Source organism: Streptomyces sp. 130, from assembly GCF_007096885.1.
In the GTDB taxonomy this organism is placed as follows: Bacteria; Actinomycetota; Actinomycetes; order Streptomycetales; family Streptomycetaceae; genus Streptomyces.
This window is the reverse complement of sequence record NZ_VJNO01000006.1, coordinates 78,408-99,466: the sequence shown is the minus strand read 5'-3', so window position 1 is coordinate 99,466 and position 21,059 is coordinate 78,408. Positions and strand designations below refer to the sequence as shown.

Genomic DNA, 21,059 nt, shown 5'->3' with positions numbered 1-21,059 from the left:
GCGCGGGCGTCCGGAACCTTCGGGAGGGGGCCGAAGGAGGCACTCGATCCGGCGGCGCACGGCATCGCACGGCGGCCAGCTACACAGAGTGACCATCGGTCACTTTGCGTTGCGCAAGGGCTACCGTGGCATACCGGCGATCAAGGGCTCACGCCCGACACGCCGGGCAACACGGCAATGTTGTGGCAGGCTGCACCCGGGCAGGCCACACTCGACTAGCGGAAGCAGCGACGCACGTGACGTCGGCAGGCACCACCCGGGAGGTCCCCATGCCCGAACTGCGTGTCGTGGCCGTCTCCAACGACGGCACACGACTGGTGCTCAAGGCTGCGGACAGCACGGAGTACACGCTTCCGATCGACGAGCGGCTGCGAGCCGCCGTGCGCAACGACCGCGCCCGGCTCGGCCAGATCGAGATCGAGGTGGAGAGCCACCTCCGCCCGCGCGACATCCAGGCACGGATACGAGCCGGTGCCTCCGCCGAGGAGGTCGCCCAGTTCGCCGGAATCCCCGTCGACCGTGTCCGCCGCTTCGAGGGCCCCGTGCTCGCGGAGCGGGCCTTCATGGCCGAGCGGGCCCGGAAGACTCCCGTGCGCCGTCCCGGCGAGAACACCGGCCCCCAGCTCGGCGAGGCGGTGCAGGAGCGGCTGCTGCTGCGCGGCGCCGACAAGGAGACCGTCCAGTGGGACTCCTGGCGCCGTGACGACGGCACCTGGGAGGTCCTTCTCGTCTACCGGGTCGCGGGTGAGCCGCACTCGGCGAGCTGGACCTACGACCCGCCGCGCCGGCTGGTCCAGGCCGTCGACGACGAGGCCCGTTCGCTGATCGGCGAGACGGACGAGGTCGCGGCGCCCGAGCCCAGCTTCCCGTTCGTGCCCCGGATCGCCCGGCTGCCGCGCGACCGGCCGCTGGACCGCGCGCTGGACCGGCAGATCGAGCGTCCGGCCCCGCCGCCGCCCCCGGAGCCGGAGGAGCGGATCGCCGGGGTGACCGCGAGCGAGCGGGACTCCCTCACCAGCCTGCTGGAGGCGGTGCCCAGCTTCCGGGGTGACATGGTCGTGCCGGAGCGGCCCGCGCCGCCCGAGCCCCCGGCGATCGAACCGCCGGACCGGGAGCCGGAGGCCGAGGAGCCGCCCGCCGCGTCGGCCGGAGCGGGCTCCGCGTACGCGGACGTCCTGATGCCGCGTGCGGTCGCCGGTCACCGCGACCGGCTGACCGGGACGACGGACCGGCAGGCCGAGGCGGACGGGGTCCGGCCCGGGCGCCGGGCCGCGGTGCCCAGCTGGGACGAGATCGTCTTCGGCACCCGCCGCAAGAAGCAGGACTAGACGCGAAAGAAGCAGGACTGGACGCGATGACCGGGGCCGGTACGCGAGCGCGTGCCGGCCCCGCGTCGTCCTCGCGCGACGGCGTGCCGTTACCCGGGCTGGGGCCCCGTGGCGACCGGGCGCGACTCGTCGGCGGACCAGTGCGACCAGGAGCCCGCGTAGAGGGCGGCCCGGTGCCCGGCAAGCTCCAGCGCCAGCACCTGCTGGGCCCCGGAGACGCCCGAACCGCAGTAGACGCCGACCTCCGCGTCCTCCCCGTCGACGCCCAGCCCGGCGAACCGGGCGGCCAGGCGCTCGGGGCTCAGGAAGCGGCCGTCCGCGTCCACGTTCTCGCCGGTCGGCGCGGAGACCGCGCCGGGGATGTGGCCGCCGACCCGGTCGATGGGCTCCACATCGCCCCGGTAGCGCTCGGCCGCCCGCGCGTCGAGCAGGACACCCGAGCGGGCCAGGGCCGCGGCGCCGTCCGCGTCCAGCAGCGGCAGCGCTCCCGGCGCGGGCGCGAAGTCGCCCTCGGCCGGGTCCGGGGTCTCCTTCGACAGCTCCCCCGTCCAGGCCGCGAGGCCGCCGTCCAGCACCCGTACGTCGGAGTGCCCCGCCCAGCGCAGCAGCCACCAGGCCCGGGCGGCCGCCCAGCCCTGACCGCCGTCGTAGACGACCACCGGGCCGTCCTGGCGGACCCCGGCGCGGCGCATCGCGGCGCCGAACTCCTCCGGGTCGGGCAGCGGGTGGCGGCCTCCGGTGCCCGCCGGTCCGGCGAGCTCCGTATCGAGGTCCACGAAGACCGCGCCGGGGATGTGCCCCGCCTCGTAGTCGGGCCGGCCGTGCGGGCCGCCCAGCTGCCAACGTACGTCCAGGAGCACCGGCGGACGTGGCCCCGCCAGTTCGCTCGCGCATTCGAATGCGGAGATGATGGGCTTCATGCGTGCCATCCTCACGCAGACGCCCGGCTGCCCGTAACAACGGCCAAGCGGTTATACCGGTACAAACCGGTCCGCCTGGGGCGAGATCCCGGAAAAGACGGCGCGGCCGGAGCGCATCCCGCGCCCGGTGGTGCAAGCATCTGCACGGGGCGTCCACAGCTCGCACCGCACCACGGCGCGCCGGCCCCGTTTTCCCGTACGGCCACCACGATGGTCCGAGGAGAGTGACGATGACCGAGGCTGCCGCTCGGCGTACACCCGGAACACCTTGCTGGGTGAGCCTGATCGTGCACGGCCTGCGCACGACCCAGAACTTCTACGCCGAGCTGTTCGGCTGGGAGTTCGGCCCCGGCCCCGAGCAGCTCGGCCCGTACGTACGGGCGCTGATCGACGGGAGGGAGGTGGCGGGCATCGGCCAGCTGCCGCCGGACCGGCACCTCCCCATCGCCTGGACGACCTATCTGGCCACCGACGACGCCGATCAGACGGCGGAGGCCATCCGGTCGTGCGGCGGCACGGTCGGCGTCGGGCCGCTCGACGCGGGTGAAGCGGGCCGTATGGCCATCGCCTCCGACCCGGGCGGAGCCGTCTTCGGGATCTGGCAGGCCGCCGCGCACATCGGCACGGCCCTGGCCGGGGCGCCCGGCACCCCGGTCTGGAACGAGCTGGTGACCCGGGAGACCTCGACGGTCGCCAAGTTCTACCAGGCGGTCTTCGGTTTCGAGACGAAGGCCGTCGTCTCGGCGGACTTCGACTACCAGACCCTGCACCTCCAGGGGCGCCCGGTGGCCTCGCTGCACGGCGTCGGCCACGCCCCGCTGCGCGACCGGGGACCGCACTGGATGACCTACTTCGAGGTGGCCGACACGGACGAGGCCGCGCGGCAGGTGGCGGAGCTCGGCGGGCAGGTCCTGAGCCCGCCGAGGGAGAGCCCGAGCGGCCGGGTCGCGACGGTCGCGGACCCGGAGGGCGCGGCCTTCACGATCCAGCGCTCGGCGGCGGGCTGACCGCGCCGCGAGTGCCTCCCCGAACCGGGACAGTGCGCTGGGCTGTGCACCAGCCTGTACGTGCACGGGGTGGCGCATCCCGCGGTGACGACGGGGCCGTACCACGCGCTCGCGCCGGCGAAACGGGCACAGGCGCGGTGGGCGGGGCGACGGTATGGAACACGGCGGGCTGCTGACGGCTTCGTTCACGGGCGCCCCCGACCGTAAACACCGAATCCGGCGCACCGCGCCGCGGGCCGGTCTCACCGCCCGTGCCGGCTCGGGCTGCCCGCCGGCGTCAGGCGGTGCTGACCGGCAGGACGTCCGGGGAGAGGGCGCCCGCCTGCGCGGAGGCCGCGGTCGCGCGGCGGCGGTGGTGCCGGCGGCACAGGACCTCGTAACCGACCTCGCCCGCCGCGCGGTTCACATCGCCGACGACGACCTGCGCGCCCTCCACGACCATCTCGCCGTCCACGGTGCGGGCGTTGTGCGTGGCGCGGGCGCCGCACCAGCAGAGGGCTTCGACCTGGAGCTGTTCGATGCGGTCCGCCAGCTCGACCAGCCGTTGCGAGCCGGGGAAGAGCCGGGTGCGGAAGTCCGTCGTGATGCCGAAGGCGAAGACGTCCATCTCCAGGTCGTCCACGACCCGGGCCAGCTGGTCGATCTGCGCCGGGGCCAGGAACTGCGCCTCGTCCACGATCACGTAGTCGACCCGTCCGCCCTTGGACAGCTGGGCGACGAGATACGCGTACAGGTCCATGTCCTCGTCGGCCTCGACCGCCTCCGTGACCAGGCCGAGCCGGGACGAGAGCTTCCCCTCCCCCGCCCGGTCGTCCCGGGTGAAGATCACGCCCTGCAGGCCCCTCGCCGAGCGGTTGTGGCCGATCTGGAGGGCCAGGGTGCTCTTTCCGCAGTCCATCGTTCCGGAGAAGAACACAAGCTCGGGCATGGCGGGTCGAGCACCTTTCGGGACGGGAGGAAAGAGCGGGGGCGAAACGGGCTACGAGCGTACTTCGAGGAGCGGGACGAACTGCTCGACGGGGGTCATGGAGCCGTGCATGCCGACCATGGCCGACTCGTTCGGCTCGTTGCGCGAGGCGGTGATCACCACGTCGTCGTGGGCCGCGGCGACCACGTCGCCGATCCTGCCGTACACCCGCTCGTCGATCGTGGGGCCGAACCAGCCGGCGGCGACGGCCTCGTCCCGGCTCGCCACCCAGAACTGCTCGCCCAGCACCTCGCGCCAGACGGCCAGCACATCGGATGCGGCGCCCGGAACGGCGTAGACGTGCCGCGCCCGGCCCTCGCCGCCGAGCAGCGCGACGCCGGCGCTCAGCTCCCAGTCCTCGTCGAAGTCGATCCGGGACTGCTCGTCGAAGGGGATGTCGATCATGCCGTGGTCGGCGGTGATGTAGAGCGCCGAGCGCGGCGGAAGCTGCTCGGCCAGGCGCCGTGCCAGCCCGTCGACGTACATCAGCTGTCCGCGCCAGGCGTCGGAGTCGGTGCCGAAGCGGTGGCCCTTGCCGTCGACCTCGCTGTAGTACGTGTAGACGAGCGAGCGGTCGCCGGCGGCCAGCCGCTCGGCGGCGGTGTCCATCCGCTCCTCGCCGCTGAGCCGGCCGAGGAAGGAGCCGCCGCTGAGCGCGACCTTGGTCAGCGGGGTCTGCTCGAAGGCGGGGGCGGAGACCTGGGCGGTGCGCACACCGGCCGCGTCGGCGAGCTGGAAGAGGGTGGGGTGGGGCTGCCACGCCTTCGGCGGGGTCCACGGGTTCCAGCGGAGCTGGTTCATCAGCTCGCCGGTCTCGGGGTTGCGGACCGTGTAACCGGGAAGACCGTGCTCGCCGGGGGGCCGGCCGGTGCCGACGGAGGCCAGCGAGGTCGCCGTGGTGGCCGGGAAGCCCGCCGTGATCGGGCGGCCGGTGCCACCGCGCGAGGTGGGCAGCAGCGAGTACAGGAACGGTGCCTCGTCGGGGTGGGCCCTTATCTGCTCCCAGCCGAGGCCGTCGATCAGGAAGACGCAGTTCCGGTCGGCGGGGGTGAGCTCGCCGATGGCCGCGTCGAAGCCGGGCACTTCCTGGCCCGCGAGGAGGGTCGGCAGCAGGTCGGCGAGCGAGCCGCTGCCGTACTCCGGGACGGGCGCGCTGTCGACGGGCAGCGGGACGAAGTCGTCCGGCCAGGCCGGCTGGGCCATCAGCGGCCGGCCGCGGGGGTGGCGGCCGTGGCCTCGGAGAGCGCCTGGGCGAAGGCGAGGGTCTGGCGCACGGTGTCCGGGCCGTCGCCGGCCTCGCTGACCCGCAGGCTCAGGTCGTCGGCGGTGGTGCTGCCGGTGTAGCCGTGGTCGGCCTCGCAGTCGGGGTCGCCGCAGGCGGCCGGCTCCAGGTCGATCCGGGAGACCGCGCCCCAGCCGATGGTCAGGACGACCTCGCGGGGCAGCGTGCCCGGGACGTACTTCTCCGGGTTGGCGACGACGCGGCTGACCACCACCGAGGAGATCCGGTCCAGCTTGACCGACTCCGTCGAGGTGGTGGCGTACGGCGACGGGGAGTTGGTGTCCGCGTTCTGCTCGTCGGTGTGGCTGACGATGAAGCGGGTGTCCGTGAGCACCAGCACCGTGACGTGCCGGCGCACCTCGTTGGAGTCGAAGGTCGTCTCCTGGTGCACCAGATACGAAGCGACCGGCTCACCGCCCACGGCGGCCTCCACCGCCTCGGCCACGAGGGCCGGGTAGTAGCCGCTGCGCTCGATCGCCGCGCGCAGCCCCTGGGTCGTCGTACCGGTCTTAGCCATGGGAACCATCCTACGGGGGCCCGGTGGCTGCCGGGGACGCCGCCGGAGACCCGCCCCGGCCGGTCCAGGGGGACGCGAGCGGGGCCGGGTCAGTAGTTGGACAGGCGGCGCGGGCCGAGGTCGTTGCGGGCCGGGGGCGGCGAGAGGCGGACGCTCGCCCCCAGCACCGAGAGGCCCTGCGGGGCGACCACGACCGGCTCCAGGGCGAGGGAGACCACCTCGGGGTGGTCGTCGACCAGCCGGGAGACCCGCAGCAGCAGCTCCTCGAGCGCGGCGGTGTCCACCGGCGCGGCACCGCGCCAGCCGAACAGGACGGGGGCGGCGCGGATGGACCTGATCAGCTCGGCGGCGTCGCGGTCGGTGGCGGGGACCAGGCGGTGGGCGGTGTCGCCGAGCAGCTCGGAGGGCGCGCCGGAGAGACCGAAGGAGAGCACCGCGCCCGCGGCCGGGTCGATGGTGGCCCGTACGACGGTGTCGACGCCGCGCGGCGCCATGGCCTGGACGACGGGCCGCAGCTCCGCGGGCTTGCCGAGCAGTTCGGTGAGATCGCCGTACGCGCGGCGCAGGGCCGCCTCGCTGTCCAGGTCCAGGCGTACGCCGCCGAGGTCGGCCCGGTGGCGCAGATGGGGCGCGGTCGTCTTGAGCGCCACCGGGTAGCCGAGCCGGGCCGCGGCGGCCACCGCCTCCTCCGGGCCGGGGGCGGGCAGCGTGGGGCGTACGGCGATGCCGTAGCAGGCGAGCAGTTCGCGGGCCTCGTCGTGGCCGAGCGGCCGGCCGCGCGGATCGGGGTCCTCGCCGAGGAGGGCTTGGATGCGGGCGGCGGCGCCCGGGGCGTCGATGGTGTCGTCGAGGAAGTCGGGCACCTTGCCGGGCACGGCGGCCTGCCGCCGCCATTGCGCGTAGCGGACGGCCTCGGCGAGCGCCCGGACGGCGCGCTCGGCTGCGGGGTAGGCGGGGATGCGCCCGACGCGGCGCGCCTCTTCGGGGGTGTCGGTTTCGGGCTTGCCGGTGCCGGGCGCCGGTGCGGCGGGCTCCGTGGGGGCGCCCTGCGCCGCGGCGAACGGCTGCGTGGCCGGGCGCGGCTGCGCCACCGTGCTGGTGGCGGCGGACAGCGCCTCCGCCAGGCCGCCGATCTCGACGTGCACCACGGCGACCGGCTTGGCCGGACCGGCGGCGGCCGCGGTGTGCAGGGCGGTGGCGAGGACCTCGCCGTCGCCCGACTCCGCCTCGCCGTTCTCGCCGACCCAGGGGATCGCCGTCACGATCACGGCGTCGCACCCCCCGTCGGCCAGCGCCGCCGACAGCGCCTCCCGGAAGTCCTGCGGGGTGGCGGACGTGGTGAGGTCGACCGGCGGACGCGGGCGGAGCCCTTCGGCCAGGCACACGTCGTACGTGAGCAGGCCGAGGGACTCCGAGTTGCCGAGGATCGCGACGCGTCCGCCCGCCGGGAGCGGCTGGTCGGCGAGGAGCAGTCCGGTGTCGACCATCTCGGTGACCGTGTCGACGCGGATGACGCCCGCCTGCCGCATGAGCGCGGAGACCGTGGAGTCGGGGACGCGGCTGACGGGGACGGCGTGGCCGGGCGGGGTCGAGCCGCTGTGCCGGGCGCCCTTGACCACGACCACCGGCTTCACGGCGGCGGTACGGCGGGCGAGGCGGGTGAACTTGCGGGGGTTGCCCAGCGACTCCAGGTAGAGCAGGGCGACATCCGTGTCCGGGTCCTCGTACCAGTACTGGAGGAAGTCGTTGCCGGAGATGTCGGCGCGGTTGCCGGCCGAGATGAAGGTGGAGAGGCCCGCGCCGCGCCGGTAGAGCCCGGAGAGCAGGGCGATGCCGATGGCACCGGACTGGGTGAAGAGGCCGATCCGCCCGGAGGCGGGCCGGTCCGGGGCGAGCGAGGCGTTGAGCCGGACCGCCTCGGAGTTGTTGATGATGCCGAAGGCGTTGGGCCCGATGATCCGCATGCCGTACGAACGGGCCTGGCGCACCAGTTCCCGCTGGCGCTCGCGGCCTTCGGCGCCCCACTCGGCGTAGCCGGCGGAGAGGACCACCAGCCCCTGGACGCCGTGTTCGCCGCAGTCCGCGACGGCCTCGGGGACCCGGTCGGCGGGCACGGCGACCACCGCGAGGTCGACCGGCTCGCCGATCTCGCCCAGGGAGCGGTGCGCGGGGACTCCGTCGATGGTGTCCTGGCCGTCGGAGAAGGCGCTGTTCACCGCGTGGACGCGGCCGGTGAAGCCCGCGCCGAGCAGGTTGCGCAGGACGGTGCGGCCGACGCCGCCGGGGGTGCGGCCGGCCCCGATGACGGCGACGGAGCCGGGGGCGAGCAGCCGCTGCACGGACCTGGCCTCGGCGCGCTGTTCGCGGGCGCGCTGCACGGCGAGGGATTCGGCGGTGGGTTCGAGGTCCAGGGTGAGGTGGACGGAGCCGTCCTCGAAGCTGCGCCGCTGGGTGTAGCCGGCGTCCCGGAACACCTTGATCATCTTGGTGTTGGCGGGCAGCACTTCGGCGGCGAAGCGCCGGATGCCGCGCTCACGGGCGACGGCCGCGATGTGTTCGAGCAGGGTCGAGGCCACGCCCCGGCCCTGGTGGGCGTCCTGGACGAGAAAGGCGACCTCGGCCTCGTCGGCGGGGGCCGAGGCGGGGCGGCCGGTCGCGTCGATCCGGTCGTAGCGGACGGTGGCGATGAACTCGCCGCCCACCGTGACGGCCAGTCCCACCCTGTCGACGTAGTCGTGATGGGTGAAGCGGTGGACGTCCTTGGCGGAGAGCCGGGGGTAGGGCGCGAAGAAGCGGTAGTACTTCGACTCGTCGGAAACCTGCTCGTAGAAGCTGACCAGCCGCTCGGCGTCGTCCGTGGTGATCGGCCTGATCCGCGCGGTGCCGCCGTCACGGAGGACCACGTCCGCCTCCCAGTGATCGGGGTAGGCGTGATGCGGACTCTGCTCCGGAGCGGGCTGCATGGGGAAAGCCTACGGCTGTCGCACGGGTCGCGGGGGTGCCGGGGCCGGGGCAGTCTGAGGTCTCCGGACGACCGCGGGCGCGGCGCCCGGGAGGGCCCGCGGGTCTGCCCGGAGCATCGCGCACCACATGAGACACTGGTCTAGACAACCGTTGATTCTTGAAGGGCAGAACCATGGCTGAGCGCCGCGTAAACGTCGGTTGGGCCGAGGGCCTGCACGCCCGCCCCGCTTCCATCTTCGTCCGTGCCGCTACGGCCTCCGGCGTTCCCGTCACCATCGCCAAGGCGGACGGCAACCCGGTGAACGCGGCCTCCATGCTCGCGGTGCTCGGTCTCGGTGCCCAGGGCGGCGAGGAGATCGTGCTCGCGTCCGACGCGGACAACGCCGAGGCCGCCCTGGACCGCCTGGCGAAGCTGGTCGCCGAGGGCCTTGAGGAGCTTCCGGAGACCGTCTGAGCCCGAGCGGCCGGCATTACCGGAATTGTCCCGGGAAAGCCGCGGCCCCCCGCATGGGGCGCCGCGGCTTTTGCATGCACGGACCGACGGAATGACGGCCCGGCCGGAATGGGGCAACCCAGCCGGAATGAGGCGGCCCGCTTTTCCCAGTTTTTACGCGCGCCTTTCTTTATTTGTACGCGCCCTTTGTTAATTCCGGCCGCTCGCGGTGTTTACGGCACGTTGCGAAGTCCTCACACGGCCGGCCCGTGGCACGTTGGCGGGGCGCGCGGCGCGGCGCAGCCGGTGCGCGGCGCCCTGGCGTTCGGCGAGCTGCGCGGCCAGGGCCCTCGCCCGCGCCGCGTCTCCGCGCGCCACGGCGTCCACCAGGGCTCCGTGCTCGGCCCAGGCCTCGGCCGGGCGGGCCGGCTGGTCGACCGCGTACATCCAGGCGATCTTGTGGCGGAGCTGGGTGAGCAGGGCGATGAGGCCGGGGCTGCCGGACGCCTGGGCCAGCGTCTCGTGGAACCAGCCGGCGAGGGAGCGCAGGTCCTCGCCCTCGCCCCGGCGGGCCCGCTCCTGGCCGAGCCTGACCAGGCCGCGCAACACCTTGAGGTGGGCGTCCGTCCGGCGCTGGGCCGCGCGGGCGGCGCTCAGCGGTTCCAGCAGCATGCGCACTTCCAGGAGGTCGGCGGCCTCCTGCTCCGAGGGCTCGGCGACGCAGGCTCCGGCATGTCTGCGGGTGACGACGAAGCCCTCGGACTCCAGGGTGCGCAGCGCTTCCCGTACGGGCACGCGGGAAACCCCGTAACGCCGTGCGAGCACCTCCTCGGTGAGGCGGCTGCCGCGTTCGAAGACACCGGAGACGATGTCGTCACGGATTGCCGTGCATACCGAATGCGCCGGAACACGCATGTCCGAACCTCCGCCTCAATCCCCGCGAACAGCGGCCGATCGACACCTCTGGCGCGACTCTATTGCAATGCGGTCGCCTTTCCGATGCCGGGCGGGAATTCATGAATATCTTTTGGCCGCGGACAGGCGGCGGGAGGCGCGCGGCGGGGCCCGGGCACGGCGAAGGCCCCGGCGGGGCTCGCTTGGGTGCAAGGAGCGCCGGGGCCTTCGGTGCGGAGCCCGGGACCGGTCAGACGTTGACGCCGTGGGCGCGCAGATAGGCGACCGGGTCCATGTCGGAGCCGTAGGAAGGTGTGGTCCGGGCCTCGAAGTGGAGGTGCGGACCGGTGGAGTTGCCGGTCGAGCCGGAGAGCCCGATCTGCTGGCCGGCCGCGACGCTCTGTCCCCCGGAGACGCCTATCGAGGAGAGGTGGCCGTACTGGGTGTACGTGCCGTCCGTCATGCGGAGCACGATGTTGTTGCCGTACGCCCCGCCCCAGCCGGCCTCCACCACCGTGCCGGCGCCGACGGCGACGACGGAGCTGCCGGACGCGGCGTGGAAGTCGATGCCGGAGTGACTGCCGGACGACCAGAGCGAGCCGCTGGACTTGTAGCCGGTGGTCACGTACGAGCCGGCCACGGGCAGCCGGTAGGACGAGCCCAGCGCGGTGCGGGTGGTGGAACGGCCGGCGCGGGCGGACGCCTCGCGGGCGGCCCTGGCCTTCGCCTTGGCCGCCTCCTTCGCCTTGGCGGCCTTCTCGGCGGCCTTCTTCTTCACGGCCTCGGCCTTCTTCCTGGCCGCCGCCTTCTTCTCGGCGGCCTCGGCCTGGTGCCGCTGCGCCGCGGCCTGGGCGTCGATCCGGTCGGCGAGGGTGTTCTCGATGGCGATGAGCTGGGAGAGGCCGGTCTCGCCGGCGGCGGGGGCCGTCCCGGCGTCGGCGGCGAGGGCCGGGGAGGCCAGGGAGCCGATGACGCCGCCGGCGGCGAGCGTCGTGACACCGACGGCCTTGGCGCCGACGCGTGTCAGGCGGCTCGGGGCACGGTGCTTCCCGGTGGCACGGGTGAACGCCATGGGGTGGCTGGTCCTTTCCTTCCTTCTCGCCTACCGGGTTAGCTGACGGGTTCGGAGCAGGAAGGTCTCCTACGGATGTCCCGCCCCGGACGGAGCGCGGGCATCCGATTCACCCCAGGGACTGTGTGGGTCCCCGGCTCCCCAGGCTCGCGCCTGACGGGGACTCGGCGATGGCTGCCCGGTACGTCATGGATGCGCGTACAAGTGGCGGACAGCCGACCTGACGCTAAGCGGACGGACTTCCCGCCACCAAACGGACACGGAGTTTTGTAGCGCATCCCACAGGGCGATCGGGCCGCTTGACGGCGAAAGGGCACATAAGGGCCGGGCAGCGGCCAGATGCGCGGAGGGCTCCGGCGCGACCACGCGCCGGAGCCCTCGCCGCCCGTGCCGCGGGCTGAGCGACGGGTCAGCCGGTGACGACCGACACCTCGCCGATACCGAGCGCCCTGACCGGCTCCTCGATGCGCGAGGCGTCACCGACCAGGACCGTGACCAGCCGGTCCACCGGGAAGGCGCTGACCACGGCCGCGGTCGCCTCCACCGTGCCGGTCTCCGCGAGGCGGGCGTACAGCGTCGCCTGGTAGTCGTCCGGGAGGTGCTGTTCCACCTGGTCGGCGAGGGTGCTCGCGACGGAGGCCGCCGTCTCGAACTTCAGGGGCGCGACGCCCACGAGATTCTGTACGGCCGTCTCGCGCTCGGCGTCCGTCAGGCCCTCGGCGGCCAGCGTCCGCAGGACCTTCCACAGGTCGTCCAGCGCCGGTCCGGTGGACTCCGTGTCCACGGAACCGCTGATGGCGAGCATCGCGGCGCCCGTCGCCCCCGAGGCGGAATCGGCGGCGCCGGAGCGGAGCACCTGGGCGAAGGCCCGCACGCCGTAGGTGTACCCCTTCTCCTCGCGCAGCACCCGGTCGAGCCTGGAGGTCAGCGTGCCGCCCAGGCAGTAGGTGCCGAGGACCTGGGCCGGCCACACGCTGTCGTGGCGGTCGGCGCCGATGCGGCCGATCAGCAGCTGCGTCTGCACCGCGCCGGGGCGGTCGACGATGATCACCCGGCCGGTGTCGTCGGCCGTGATCGGGGGGACGGGGCGGGGCTCGGAGGCGTCCCCGGACCAGTCGCCGAGGGTTTCGGCGAGCAGCGCGTCCAGGTCGATGCCGGTGAGGTCGCCGACGACCACGGCGGTGGCGGTGGACGGGCGGATGTGCGCGTCGTAGAAGGCGCGCACGGCCGCGGCGTCGATCCGCTCGATGGTCTCCTCGGTGCCCAGACGCGGGCGCGACATGCGGGCCGTTGCCGGGAACAGTTCCTTGGAGAGCTGCTTGGCCGCGCGGCGGGCCGGGTTGGCGTGCTCGTGCGGGATCTCGTCCAGCCGGTTGCGCACCAGGCGCTCGATCTCGCTGTCGGCGAAGGCCGGCGCCCGCAGGGCCTCGGCGACCAGGCCGAGCGCCTTGGCCAGGCGAGAGGCCGGGACCTCCAGGGAGACCCGGACGCCGGGGTGGTCGGCGTGGGCGTCGAGGGTGGCGCCGCACCGCTCCAGCTCGGCGGCGAACTCCTCGGCGCTCTGCTTGTCGGTGCCCTCGGACAGGGCGCGCGACATGATCGTGGCCACGCCGTCCAGGCCCTCGGGCTCGGCGTCCAGGGGGGCGGCGAGGAAGATCTCGACGGCGACGACCTGCTGGCCGGGGCGGTCACAGCGCAGGACGGTGAGGCCGTTGGGCAGGGAGCTCCGCTCGGGCGCGGGGAAGGCCCAGGGCCGGGCCACGCCGGGTGCGGGCTGGGGGTGGAACTGCATCGAAACTTCAGTCGCGGCAGCGTCGGTCACTGGTCCGCCCCTTCCTGCGCGTCGGTGTCGGTGGCGGCGGCCTCTTCGGCGGTCTCGGCCGGCTCGACCGGTTCATAGACCAGGACCGCCCGGTTGTCGGGCCGCAGCTGCGCCCGCGCGGCGGCCTTGACCTCCTCGGCGGTGACATCGAGGACCCGGTTCACGGCGGACAGCGCGAGCTGCGGGTCGCCGAACAGCACGGCATACCGGCACAGTTCGTCGGCGCGGCCCGCGACCGTGCCGAGGCGGTCCAGCCACTCGCGCTCCAACTGGGCCTGGGCGCGCTCCATCTCCTCGGCCGTGGGACCCTCCTCGGCGAACCGGGCCAGCTCCTCGTCGACCGCGGTCTCGATCTCCGCCACCTCGACGCCGCCGGACGTCTTGACGTCCAGCCAGCCCAGGGAGGGCGCGCCGGCGAGCCGGAGCAGTCCGAAGCCGGCGGCCACGGCCGTACGGTCGCGCCGGACCAGGCGGTTGTGCAGCCGGGAGGACTCCCCGCCGCCGAGCACGGTCAGGGCGAGGTCCGCGGCGTCGCACTCGCGGGTGCCGTCGTGGGGCAGCCGGTACGCGGCCATCAGGGCGCGCGCCGGCACCTCCTCGCGCACCTCCTCGCGCAGCTGGCCGCCCATGATCGTGGGCAGCGAGCCGTCGCGCGGCGGCTGCTTGCCGTCGTGGGACGGGATGGAGCCGAAGTACTTCTCGATCCAGGCGAGGGTCTGCTCGGGGTCGATGTCGCCGACGACCGACAGCACCGCGTTGTTCGGCGCGTAATACGTACGGAAGAAGGCGCGGGCATCCTCCAGGGTCGCCGCGTCCAGGTCGGCCATGGAGCCGATCGGGGTGTGGTGGTACGGGTGGCCCTCGGGGTAGGCCAGGGCGGTCAGCCGCTCGAACGCGGTGCCGTACGGGACGTTGTCGTAGCGCTGGCGGCGCTCGTTCTTGACGACGTCGCGCTGGTTCTCCATGGACTCCTCGTCGAGCGCGGCGAGCAGCGAGCCCATGCGGTCGGCCTCGAGCCACAGGGCCAGCTCCAGCTGGTGCGTGGGCATCGTCTCGAAGTAGTTGGTCCGCTCGAAACTGGTCGTTCCGTTGAGCGAGCCGCCGGCGCCCTGGACCAGCTCGAAGTGTCCGTTCCCCTTGACCTGGCCGGAGCCCTGGAACATCAGGTGCTCGAAGAGGTGGGCCAGGCCCGTGCGGCCCTCGACCTCGTGGCGTGAGCCGACGTCGTACCAGAGGCACACCGCCGCGACCGGGGTCAGATGGTCCTCGGAGAGCACCACGCGCAGGCCGTTGGCCAGACGGTGCTCGGTCGCTGTCAGCCCGCCGGAGCCGGCCTGGGCTGTGGCCGTGTGACCCATGGGCATGTACGTCCCTTCGATCGCGCTACTGGATGTCCATATGAAGAAGCCGTTGCGGGAGGCTGCTTCGAAGGTTGCTTCAAGACACCCGACACTGTATGCAAGCGAACCGGCACCTGCCGAAGTTCCCGTGCGGCGAAGCTGCGAGCGAAATTCCCCGGAAGGTGGTCCTCCGCCGCCTCGGGGCGGACGGCGTGGGCCCTTTGGGACGGGTCGAGGTCGGGGTTGTCAGTGGGGCGGTCCACAATGGAGCGCGTCAGAACCTGAGGGAACCTGAGGTTGCCCGCTCGAAATCCGTGAAGGAGTCGCAGCAGCGATGGCCCGCCGCAGCACGAAGACCCCGCCGCCGGTCGACTTCGAGGAGAAGATCCTCGACATCGACGTCGTCGACGAAATGCAGGGCTCCTTCCTCGAGTACGCGTACTCGGTGATCTACTCCCGGGCACTGCCGGACGCCCGTGACGGCTTGAAGCCGGTGCACCGCCGCATCGTGTACCAGATGAACGAGATGGGCCTGCGCCCGGACCGCGGCTTCGTGAAGTGCGCCCGGGTCGTCGGCGAGGTCATGGGCAAGCTGCACCCGCACGGCGACGCGTCGATCTACGACGCCCTGGTGCGTATGGCCCAGCCGTTCTCCATGCGCCTCCCCCTCGTCGACGGACACGGGAACTTCGGCTCCATGGGCAACGACGACCCGCCCGCCGCCATGCGGTACACCGAGTGCCGGATGGCCGACGCGACCTCGCTGATGACGGAGTCGATCGACGAGGAGACGGTCGCCTTCCAGTCGAACTACGACGGTCAGGAGCAGGAGCCGGTCGTCCTCCCGGCGGCCTACCCCAACCTCCTGGTCAACGGCACGACCGGGATCGCGGTCGGCATGGCGACCAACATGCCGCCGCACAACCTGGGCGAGGTCATCGCCGCGGCCCGGCATCTGATCAAGCATCCGGGCGCCGACCTGGAGACGCTGATGCGGTTCGTCCCCGGTCCCGACCTGCCGACGGGCGGGCGGATCGTGGGCCTCGGCGGCATCAAGGACGCCTACGCCAACGGCCGCGGCTCGTTCAAGATCCGTGCCACGGCCGCCGTGGAGAACGTCACGCCGCGCCGCAAAGGTCTGGTCGTCACCGAACTGCCCTTCACCGTCGGCCCCGAGAAGGTCATCTCCAAGATCAAGGACCTGGTCTCGGCGAAGAAGCTCCAGGGCATCGCGGACGTCAAGGACCTCACGGACCGCTCGCACGGCCTGCGTCTGGTCATCGAGATCAAGAACGGCTTCGTGCCGGAGGCGGTGCTGGAGCAGCTCTACAAGCTGACGCCGATGGAGGAGTCCTTCGGCATCAACAACGTGGCGCTGGTCGACGGCCAGCCGCTCACGCTGGGGCTGAAGGAGCTGCTGGAGGTCTATCTCGACCACCGGTTCGACGTGGTGCGCCGGCGCAGCGAGTTCCGCCGGACCAAGCGCCGCAACCGGCTGCATCTGGTCGAGGGCCTGCTCGTCGCGCTGGTCGACATCGACGAGGTCATCCGCCTCATCCGGTCCAGCGACAATTCGGCGCAGGCGAAGGAGCGGCTCATGGAGCGCTTCTCGCTGAGCGAGATCCAGACGCAGTACATCCTGGACACGCCGCTGCGCCGGCTGACCCGGTTCGACCGGATCGAGCTGGAGAGCGAGCGGGACCGGCTGGACGCCGAGATCGCCGAGCTGACGTCGATCCTGGAATCGGACACCGAGCTGCGGAAGCTGGTCTCCGCGGAACTGGCCGCGGTCGCGAAGAAGTTCGGTACGGCCCGGCGTACGGTGCTGCTCGAGTCGGCCGGTTCGCAGGTGGCGTCGGTGCCGCTGGAGGTGGCGGACGACCCCTGCCGGGTGCTGCTGTCCTCGACGGGTCTGCTGGCGCGCACGGCCAACGACGAGCCGATCGTCGTCCCGGAGGGCGCCAAGCGGTCCAAGCACGATGTCATCGTCTCGGCGGTGGCGGCGACGGCTCGCGGTGACGTCGGGGTGGTGACGTCCGGTGGGCGGCTGCTGCGGCTGCCGGTGATCGATCTCCCCCAGCTGCCGGACACGCACGCGGCGCCCAATCTGTCGGGCGGGGCGATGGTCGGCGAGTTCCTCACGCTGGGGCCCGACGAGGAGGTCGTCTGCCTCACCACGCTCGACGAGTCGTCACCGGGTCTCGCCATCGGCACCCTGCAGGGCGTCGTCAAGCGCGTGGTGCCGGACTACCCGGCCAACAAGGACGAGCTGGAGGTCATCACCCTCAAGGACGGTGACCGGATCGTCGGCGCGACGGAGCTTCGGACGGGTGAGGAAGACCTGGTCTTCATCACCTCGGACGCGCAGCTCCTGCGTTATCCGGCCGCGCAGGTGCGTCCGCAGGGGCGGGCGGCCGGCGGTATGGCGGGCGTCAAGCTGGGGGCGGGAGCGCAGGTGCTCTCCTTCGCGGCGGTGGACCCGGCGGCGGACGCCGCGGTCTTCACGGTCGCCGGTTCGCACGGCACGCTGGACGACTCGGTCCTGACCTGCAAGCTCACCCCGTTCGACCAGTATCCGCGCAAGGGCCGGGCGACCGGCGGGGTGCGCTGTCAGCGGTTCCTGAAGGGTGAGGACGTGCTGGTGTTCGCCTGGGCGGGCGCGCTGCCGGCCAGGGCCGCGCAGAAGAACGGCGCTCCGGCCTCGCTGCCCGAGCCCGACCCGCGACGCGACGGTTCGGGGACGCCGCTGGAGGATCCGGTCGCGGTGGTCGCCGGCCCGGCGTAGTCCGTCCGGCCCGGCTGCGGCGGGAGACCCTACGCGTCGTCGTCGCCCGGCTGTTGTACGTAACGCAGGACGCCCCACATGGCTCGCTCGTGTGCGGCGTCCTGCCGCGTTTCCCCGGCCGCCGGGTCCTCCGTGACCCGACAGCTCTCCAGTTCCTCGCGCAGGGCCGGTACGTCGATGCCGGAGCCGATCAGGACGAGCTGGGTCCGCTTCGGCTCGCCGCGCCTCCAGGGCCTGGGGGTGAATCGCAGGAATCTGCCGACGGCGTGCACCCCGTAGGCGTTGCCGGGGTCGCCCGCGCCGAAGTCGACGTAACCCTTGATGCGGTAGAGGCCCTTGGGCCGGGTGTCGAGGAACCGCATCAGCCGGCGGGGGTCCATCGGCACGCCGGAGTCGAAGTCGACGCTCTGGTACGCGGTGTGCAGATGGCCCCCGTGCCCGGCGCGGTCCTCCGCCGCGCGCTCCTCCAGGTAGAGGTCCTCGAAGGTGAGCTGCCGGGCCCTCTCCTCGCCGTCGGGCCGCAGGGCCGGGTCGAAGAGCAGCGCGGGGTCGACGCGGCCGTACGTGGCCGGGATGATCGCGGCCGTGCTGCCCGTCTCCGCGACCGCCCTGCGGACGCGGGCGCACTCCTCGTCCCCGGCCCGGTCGGTCTTGTTGAGCACGACGAGGTCGGCCACCGCGAGATGGCGTCCGATCTCCGGATGGCGTTCCCTGGTCGCCTCGAACTCGGCCGCGTCGACCACCTCGACCAGTCCCCCGTACAGGATGTGCGGGTTGTCGCTGGCGAGGATCATGCGGACGAGTTCCTGCGGCTCGGCGAGGCCGCTCGCCTCGATGACGATGACGTCGAGCCGGGCGGAGGGCCGGGTCAGGGTCTCCAGATAGGCGTCCAGTTCGCTCGCGTCGACCGCGCAGCACAGGCAGCCGCCGCCCAGCGACACGGTGGACCCGACCTGCCCGGAGACCGTCATGGCGTCGATCTCGATGGCCCCGAAGTCGTTGACGATCACGCCGATCCGGTTGCCCGCGCGGTGCAGCAGGAGGTGGTTGAGCAGCGTCGTCTTGCCGGACCCCAGGAACCCGGCGAGGACGACGACCGGAATGCGGGGGCGATGGGGCGACGACGAGCTCAACGGATGCCTTCCTGCGGGGTCAGCCGGCGGGGACCGGCTGCGGCGGGGGCGGGCCGGCATAGCGGGCCGCCGGGCGGATGATCTTCGAGTCCTCCGCCTGCTCCAGGATATTGGCGCTCCAGCCCACGACCCGCGCCGTGCAGAAGGTGGGCGTGAACATCTCGCGCGGCAGTCCGCACAGCTCCATGACCACGCCGGCGTAGAACTCCACGTTGGTGTGCAGCTCGCGCCCCGGCTTCAGCTCGGCGAGGATCGCCTCGACCTGGCGCTCCACCTCGACGGCGAAGTCCACGAGCGGGCCGCCGAAGCCCTGGGCGATGGACCGCAGCATGCGCGAGCGGGGGTCCTCGGTGCGGTAGACCGGGTGGCCGAAGCCCATGATCCGGTCGCCGGCGAGCACCCGTTCGCGGATCCAGCCGTCGATGCGGTCGGGAGTGCCGATCGCGTCGAGCGTGTCCAGGGCGCGGCTGGGGGCGCCGCCGTGCAGGGGGCCGGAGAGCGCTCCGACGGCGGCCACCAGGCAGGCGGCGACGTCCGCTCCGGTCGAGGCGACGACCCGTCCGGTGAACGTCGAGGCGTTGAAGCCGTGGTCCACGGTGGAGATCAGATACTGCTCGACCGCCCTGGCCCGGGCCTCGTCCGGGACGGAACCGGTGAGCATGTACAGGTAGTTGGCCGCGTGCGGCAGGTCGGCGCGCGGCTCGACGGGTTCGAGGCCCTGACCGAGGCGGTGCAGGGCGGTCAGCACGGTGGGGACCGCGGCGCAGACCGCCAGGGCGTCGGCCCGCCGCCGGTCCGCTTCGATGTCGTACACCGGCCGGAATCCGGCCGAGGCGCCGAGCAGGGAGAGCGCCGTGCGCAGCCCCGAGAGCGGGCCCGAGACCGCGCTCGCACGCGCTATGGCGGGCAGTGCCTCGCGTACGGCGTCGGGCAGTACGCGCAGGGCGGCGGTGCGGGCGGCGAAGTCGGCACGCGCGTCCGGGCCGGGCAGCTCGCCCTCGGTCATGAGATACCAGACGTCCTCGAAGCCGCGGGTTCGCGCAAGCTCGACCGCCGAGTACTGGCGGTAGTGGTAAAAGCCCTCGCGCCCCCGGACATCCCCGAGCGCTGTTTCGGTCACGACGACACCCGCGAGACCTCGGGGGACGTCGAGCGGCGTGCCGCCGGTCATGGTCGTCATTGCTTCCTCCGTGGGAAGTCGGACGGGCTCTTGCTATTGATTCGACTGTCCATGCATGACCCAATTCCTGTCAACATTGATTAAATCAATATAGGTGCATGGATGCTACGGCCGTCATATGGATACGGTGACGGCATGACGGAGCGATCAGAGGCGGACGAGCGGCGGCTCACGACGCGGGAAACAGCCGAGCGCCTGGGGGTGAAGCCCGAGACGGTGTACGCGTACGTCAGCCGGGGCCAGCTGAGCAGCAGCCGGGCACCGGGCGGTCGCGGCAGCACATTCGACGCGGCGGAAGTCGACGCGCTGGCCCGGCGCTCAGGACGCAGGGAGACGGTCCCGGCCCCGGGCGAGCCGGCCGTCCGTACCGGCATCACCCTCATCGGCACCGACCGCTACTACTTCCGGGGCGTGGACGCCACGGAGTTGGCCGCGCGCCATTCGTACGAGGAGGTCGCCGACTGGCTGTGGACCGGCGAGCTGCGGCCCGGCATCCGTTTCACCGGCCCGGAGCAGGCGGTGGCGGCTGCCCGGCGGGCGGTCGGCGCGCTGCCGGAGCACTGCGGGTCCACGGACCGGCTCCGGGTGGCCGTGGTGGCCGCCGCCGCCGCCGATCCGCTGCGCTTCGACCTGTCGCGCGAGACGGTGCTCGGCAGTGCGCGCAGCCTGATTCCCACGCTGGTCGCGGCGCTGCCCGCGGTGGATGCCGCCGCACCGGTCGCGCCCTCCGGTCTGGCTGCCCAACTGTGGCCGAAACTCACCGCTCGCCTGCCCGACGAGCCGTCACTCGCCGCTCTGGACACGGCGCTCACGCTGCTCATCGACCACGATCTGGCCGCCTCGACGCTGGCGGCCAGGGTCGCCGCATCGGCCCGGGCCCATCCCTACGCGGTGGTGTCGGCGGGGCTGGGCGTACTGGAAGGACCTTTGCACGGTGCGGCGAGCGGACTGGCCCACCGCATGCTGGCCGAGGTCCTGGAGCGCGGTGGCGCCGCCCCCGTGGTGGCGGACCATCTGCGGGCCGGGCGCCGGGTGCCGGGGCTGGGGCACCGGCTGTATCCGGGCGAGGACCCTCGCGCCCGTACGCTGTTCGACCTGCTCGAACGCATCCCGCAGGCCGGGCCGGCCCTGGCCGCCGCACGCGATGTGGTGGCCACCACCGCGCGGGACGTCCCCCTGCACGCCAACGTCGACCTGGCGCTGGCCGTGCTCTCGGTCGCCTCGGGCATGCCCGCGGAGGCGGGAGAGACGGTGTTCGCGATCTCCCGTACGGCGGGCTGGATCGCGCATGCGCTGGAGGAGTACGGGGAACGCCCGCTGCGGATGCGCCCCAGCGGGCACTACACCGGCCCCCGTCCGCCCCAGCCCCTCCCGTCCTCGTAGCCCCGCAATTGGCGGCTGCACGGACGCAAAAT

At 72.9% G+C, this 21,059-nt stretch carries 16 protein-coding genes and 1 riboswitch; of the genes, 5 read left to right on the top strand and 11 right to left on the bottom strand.

Translation table 11 applies throughout. The features are described from left to right. The first annotated feature begins 269 nt into the window (after positions 1-269). Positions 270-1,328 (top strand): septation protein SepH, encoded by a 1,059-nt coding sequence (sepH, locus tag FKN01_RS07660; protein ID WP_143617766.1) that lies wholly within the window; start codon positions 270-272, stop codon positions 1,326-1,328. A gap of 89 nt (positions 1,329-1,417) precedes the next feature. Here the strand turns inward: sepH and FKN01_RS07655 are convergent, their stop codons facing one another. After that, a complete protein-coding gene (locus tag FKN01_RS07655) occupies positions 1,418-2,248 on the bottom strand; it encodes a sulfurtransferase (RefSeq protein WP_143617764.1) in 831 nt (276 codons plus the stop codon). A gap of 230 nt (positions 2,249-2,478) precedes the next feature. Here FKN01_RS07655 and FKN01_RS07650 point away from each other — a divergent pair, with 230 nt between their 5' ends. Next, the gene (locus FKN01_RS07650; protein ID WP_185992782.1) at positions 2,479-3,255 is read left to right on the top strand and encodes a VOC family protein; all 777 of its coding nucleotides are present in this window, start codon (positions 2,479-2,481) and stop codon (positions 3,253-3,255) included. 277 nt (positions 3,256-3,532) lie between these two features. On the opposite strand, the gene FKN01_RS07645 is transcribed toward FKN01_RS07650, so the two are convergent. The 4 genes from FKN01_RS07645 to FKN01_RS07630 all read right to left on the bottom strand — a co-directional run bounded on the left by FKN01_RS07645 (position 3,533) and on the right by FKN01_RS07630 (position 8,984). Next, positions 3,533-4,183 carry a thymidine kinase gene (locus tag FKN01_RS07645; RefSeq protein ID WP_143617760.1) on the bottom strand — a complete coding sequence of 217 codons (651 nt, stop codon included), beginning with the start codon at positions 4,181-4,183 and terminating at the stop codon, positions 3,533-3,535. A gap of 51 nt (positions 4,184-4,234) precedes the next feature. Further along, a complete protein-coding gene (locus FKN01_RS07640; RefSeq protein ID WP_143617758.1) occupies positions 4,235-5,425 on the bottom strand; it encodes an alkaline phosphatase family protein in 1,191 nt (396 codons plus the stop codon). Beyond that, positions 5,425-6,021 (bottom strand): DUF5998 family protein, encoded by a 597-nt coding sequence (locus tag FKN01_RS07635; protein WP_143617756.1) that lies wholly within the window; start codon positions 6,019-6,021, stop codon positions 5,425-5,427. Before FKN01_RS07635 ends, FKN01_RS07640 begins: the two co-directional genes overlap by 1 nt. An 89-nt stretch (positions 6,022-6,110) precedes the next feature. After that, positions 6,111-8,984, bottom strand: coding sequence for a bifunctional GNAT family N-acetyltransferase/acetate--CoA ligase family protein (locus FKN01_RS07630; RefSeq protein WP_143617754.1), 2,874 nt, complete (start codon positions 8,982-8,984; stop codon positions 6,111-6,113). Positions 8,985-9,157: 173 nt separating this feature from the next. Between FKN01_RS07630 and FKN01_RS07625 the strand changes: the two genes are divergently transcribed. Further along, positions 9,158-9,439, top strand: coding sequence for an HPr family phosphocarrier protein (locus tag FKN01_RS07625; RefSeq protein ID WP_018105371.1), 282 nt, complete (start codon positions 9,158-9,160; stop codon positions 9,437-9,439). Between the two features lie 189 nt (positions 9,440-9,628). Here the strand turns inward: FKN01_RS07625 and FKN01_RS07620 are convergent, their stop codons facing one another. The 4 genes from FKN01_RS07620 to FKN01_RS07605 all read right to left on the bottom strand — a co-directional run bounded on the left by FKN01_RS07620 (position 9,629) and on the right by FKN01_RS07605 (position 14,570). Then, entirely contained in the window at positions 9,629-10,333 is a 705-nt protein-coding gene (locus FKN01_RS07620; protein ID WP_143617752.1) for a GntR family transcriptional regulator, read from the bottom strand. Between the two features lie 229 nt (positions 10,334-10,562). Further along, the gene (locus tag FKN01_RS07615) at positions 10,563-11,384 is read right to left on the bottom strand and encodes a M23 family metallopeptidase (RefSeq protein ID WP_143617750.1); all 822 of its coding nucleotides are present in this window, start codon (positions 11,382-11,384) and stop codon (positions 10,563-10,565) included. 13 nt (positions 11,385-11,397) lie between these two features. Continuing rightward, positions 11,398-11,564: riboswitch (cyclic di-AMP (ydaO/yuaA leader) on the bottom strand. Positions 11,565-11,793: 229 nt separating this feature from the next. Continuing rightward, complete coding sequence (locus tag FKN01_RS07610) at positions 11,794-13,176, bottom strand: pitrilysin family protein (RefSeq protein ID WP_143617748.1); 1,383 nt, start codon at positions 13,174-13,176, stop codon at positions 11,794-11,796. 26 nt (positions 13,177-13,202) lie between these two features. Further along, positions 13,203-14,570: a pitrilysin family protein gene (locus FKN01_RS07605; RefSeq protein WP_185992781.1), complete on the bottom strand. Its 1,368-nt coding sequence runs from the start codon at positions 14,568-14,570 to the stop codon at positions 13,203-13,205. Positions 14,571-14,880: 310 nt separating this feature from the next. Here FKN01_RS07605 and FKN01_RS07600 point away from each other — a divergent pair, with 310 nt between their 5' ends. Beyond that, complete coding sequence (locus tag FKN01_RS07600) at positions 14,881-17,331, top strand: DNA topoisomerase (ATP-hydrolyzing) subunit A (protein ID WP_143617743.1); 2,451 nt, start codon at positions 14,881-14,883, stop codon at positions 17,329-17,331. 29 nt (positions 17,332-17,360) lie between these two features. On the opposite strand, the gene FKN01_RS07595 is transcribed toward FKN01_RS07600, so the two are convergent. Further along, on the bottom strand, positions 17,361-18,464 hold the full coding sequence (locus tag FKN01_RS07595) for a GTP-binding protein (protein WP_143617741.1): 1,104 nt from the start codon (positions 18,462-18,464) through the stop codon (positions 17,361-17,363). Positions 18,465-18,483: 19 nt separating this feature from the next. Further along, entirely contained in the window at positions 18,484-19,644 is a 1,161-nt protein-coding gene (locus FKN01_RS07590) for a citrate synthase/methylcitrate synthase (protein WP_143617738.1), read from the bottom strand. Positions 19,645-19,779: 135 nt separating this feature from the next. On the opposite strand from FKN01_RS07590, the gene FKN01_RS07585 reads away from it, so the two are divergent. Further along, positions 19,780-21,027: a citrate synthase gene (locus FKN01_RS07585; RefSeq protein WP_143617736.1), complete on the top strand. Its 1,248-nt coding sequence runs from the start codon at positions 19,780-19,782 to the stop codon at positions 21,025-21,027. Positions 21,028-21,059 lie beyond the last annotated feature (32 nt).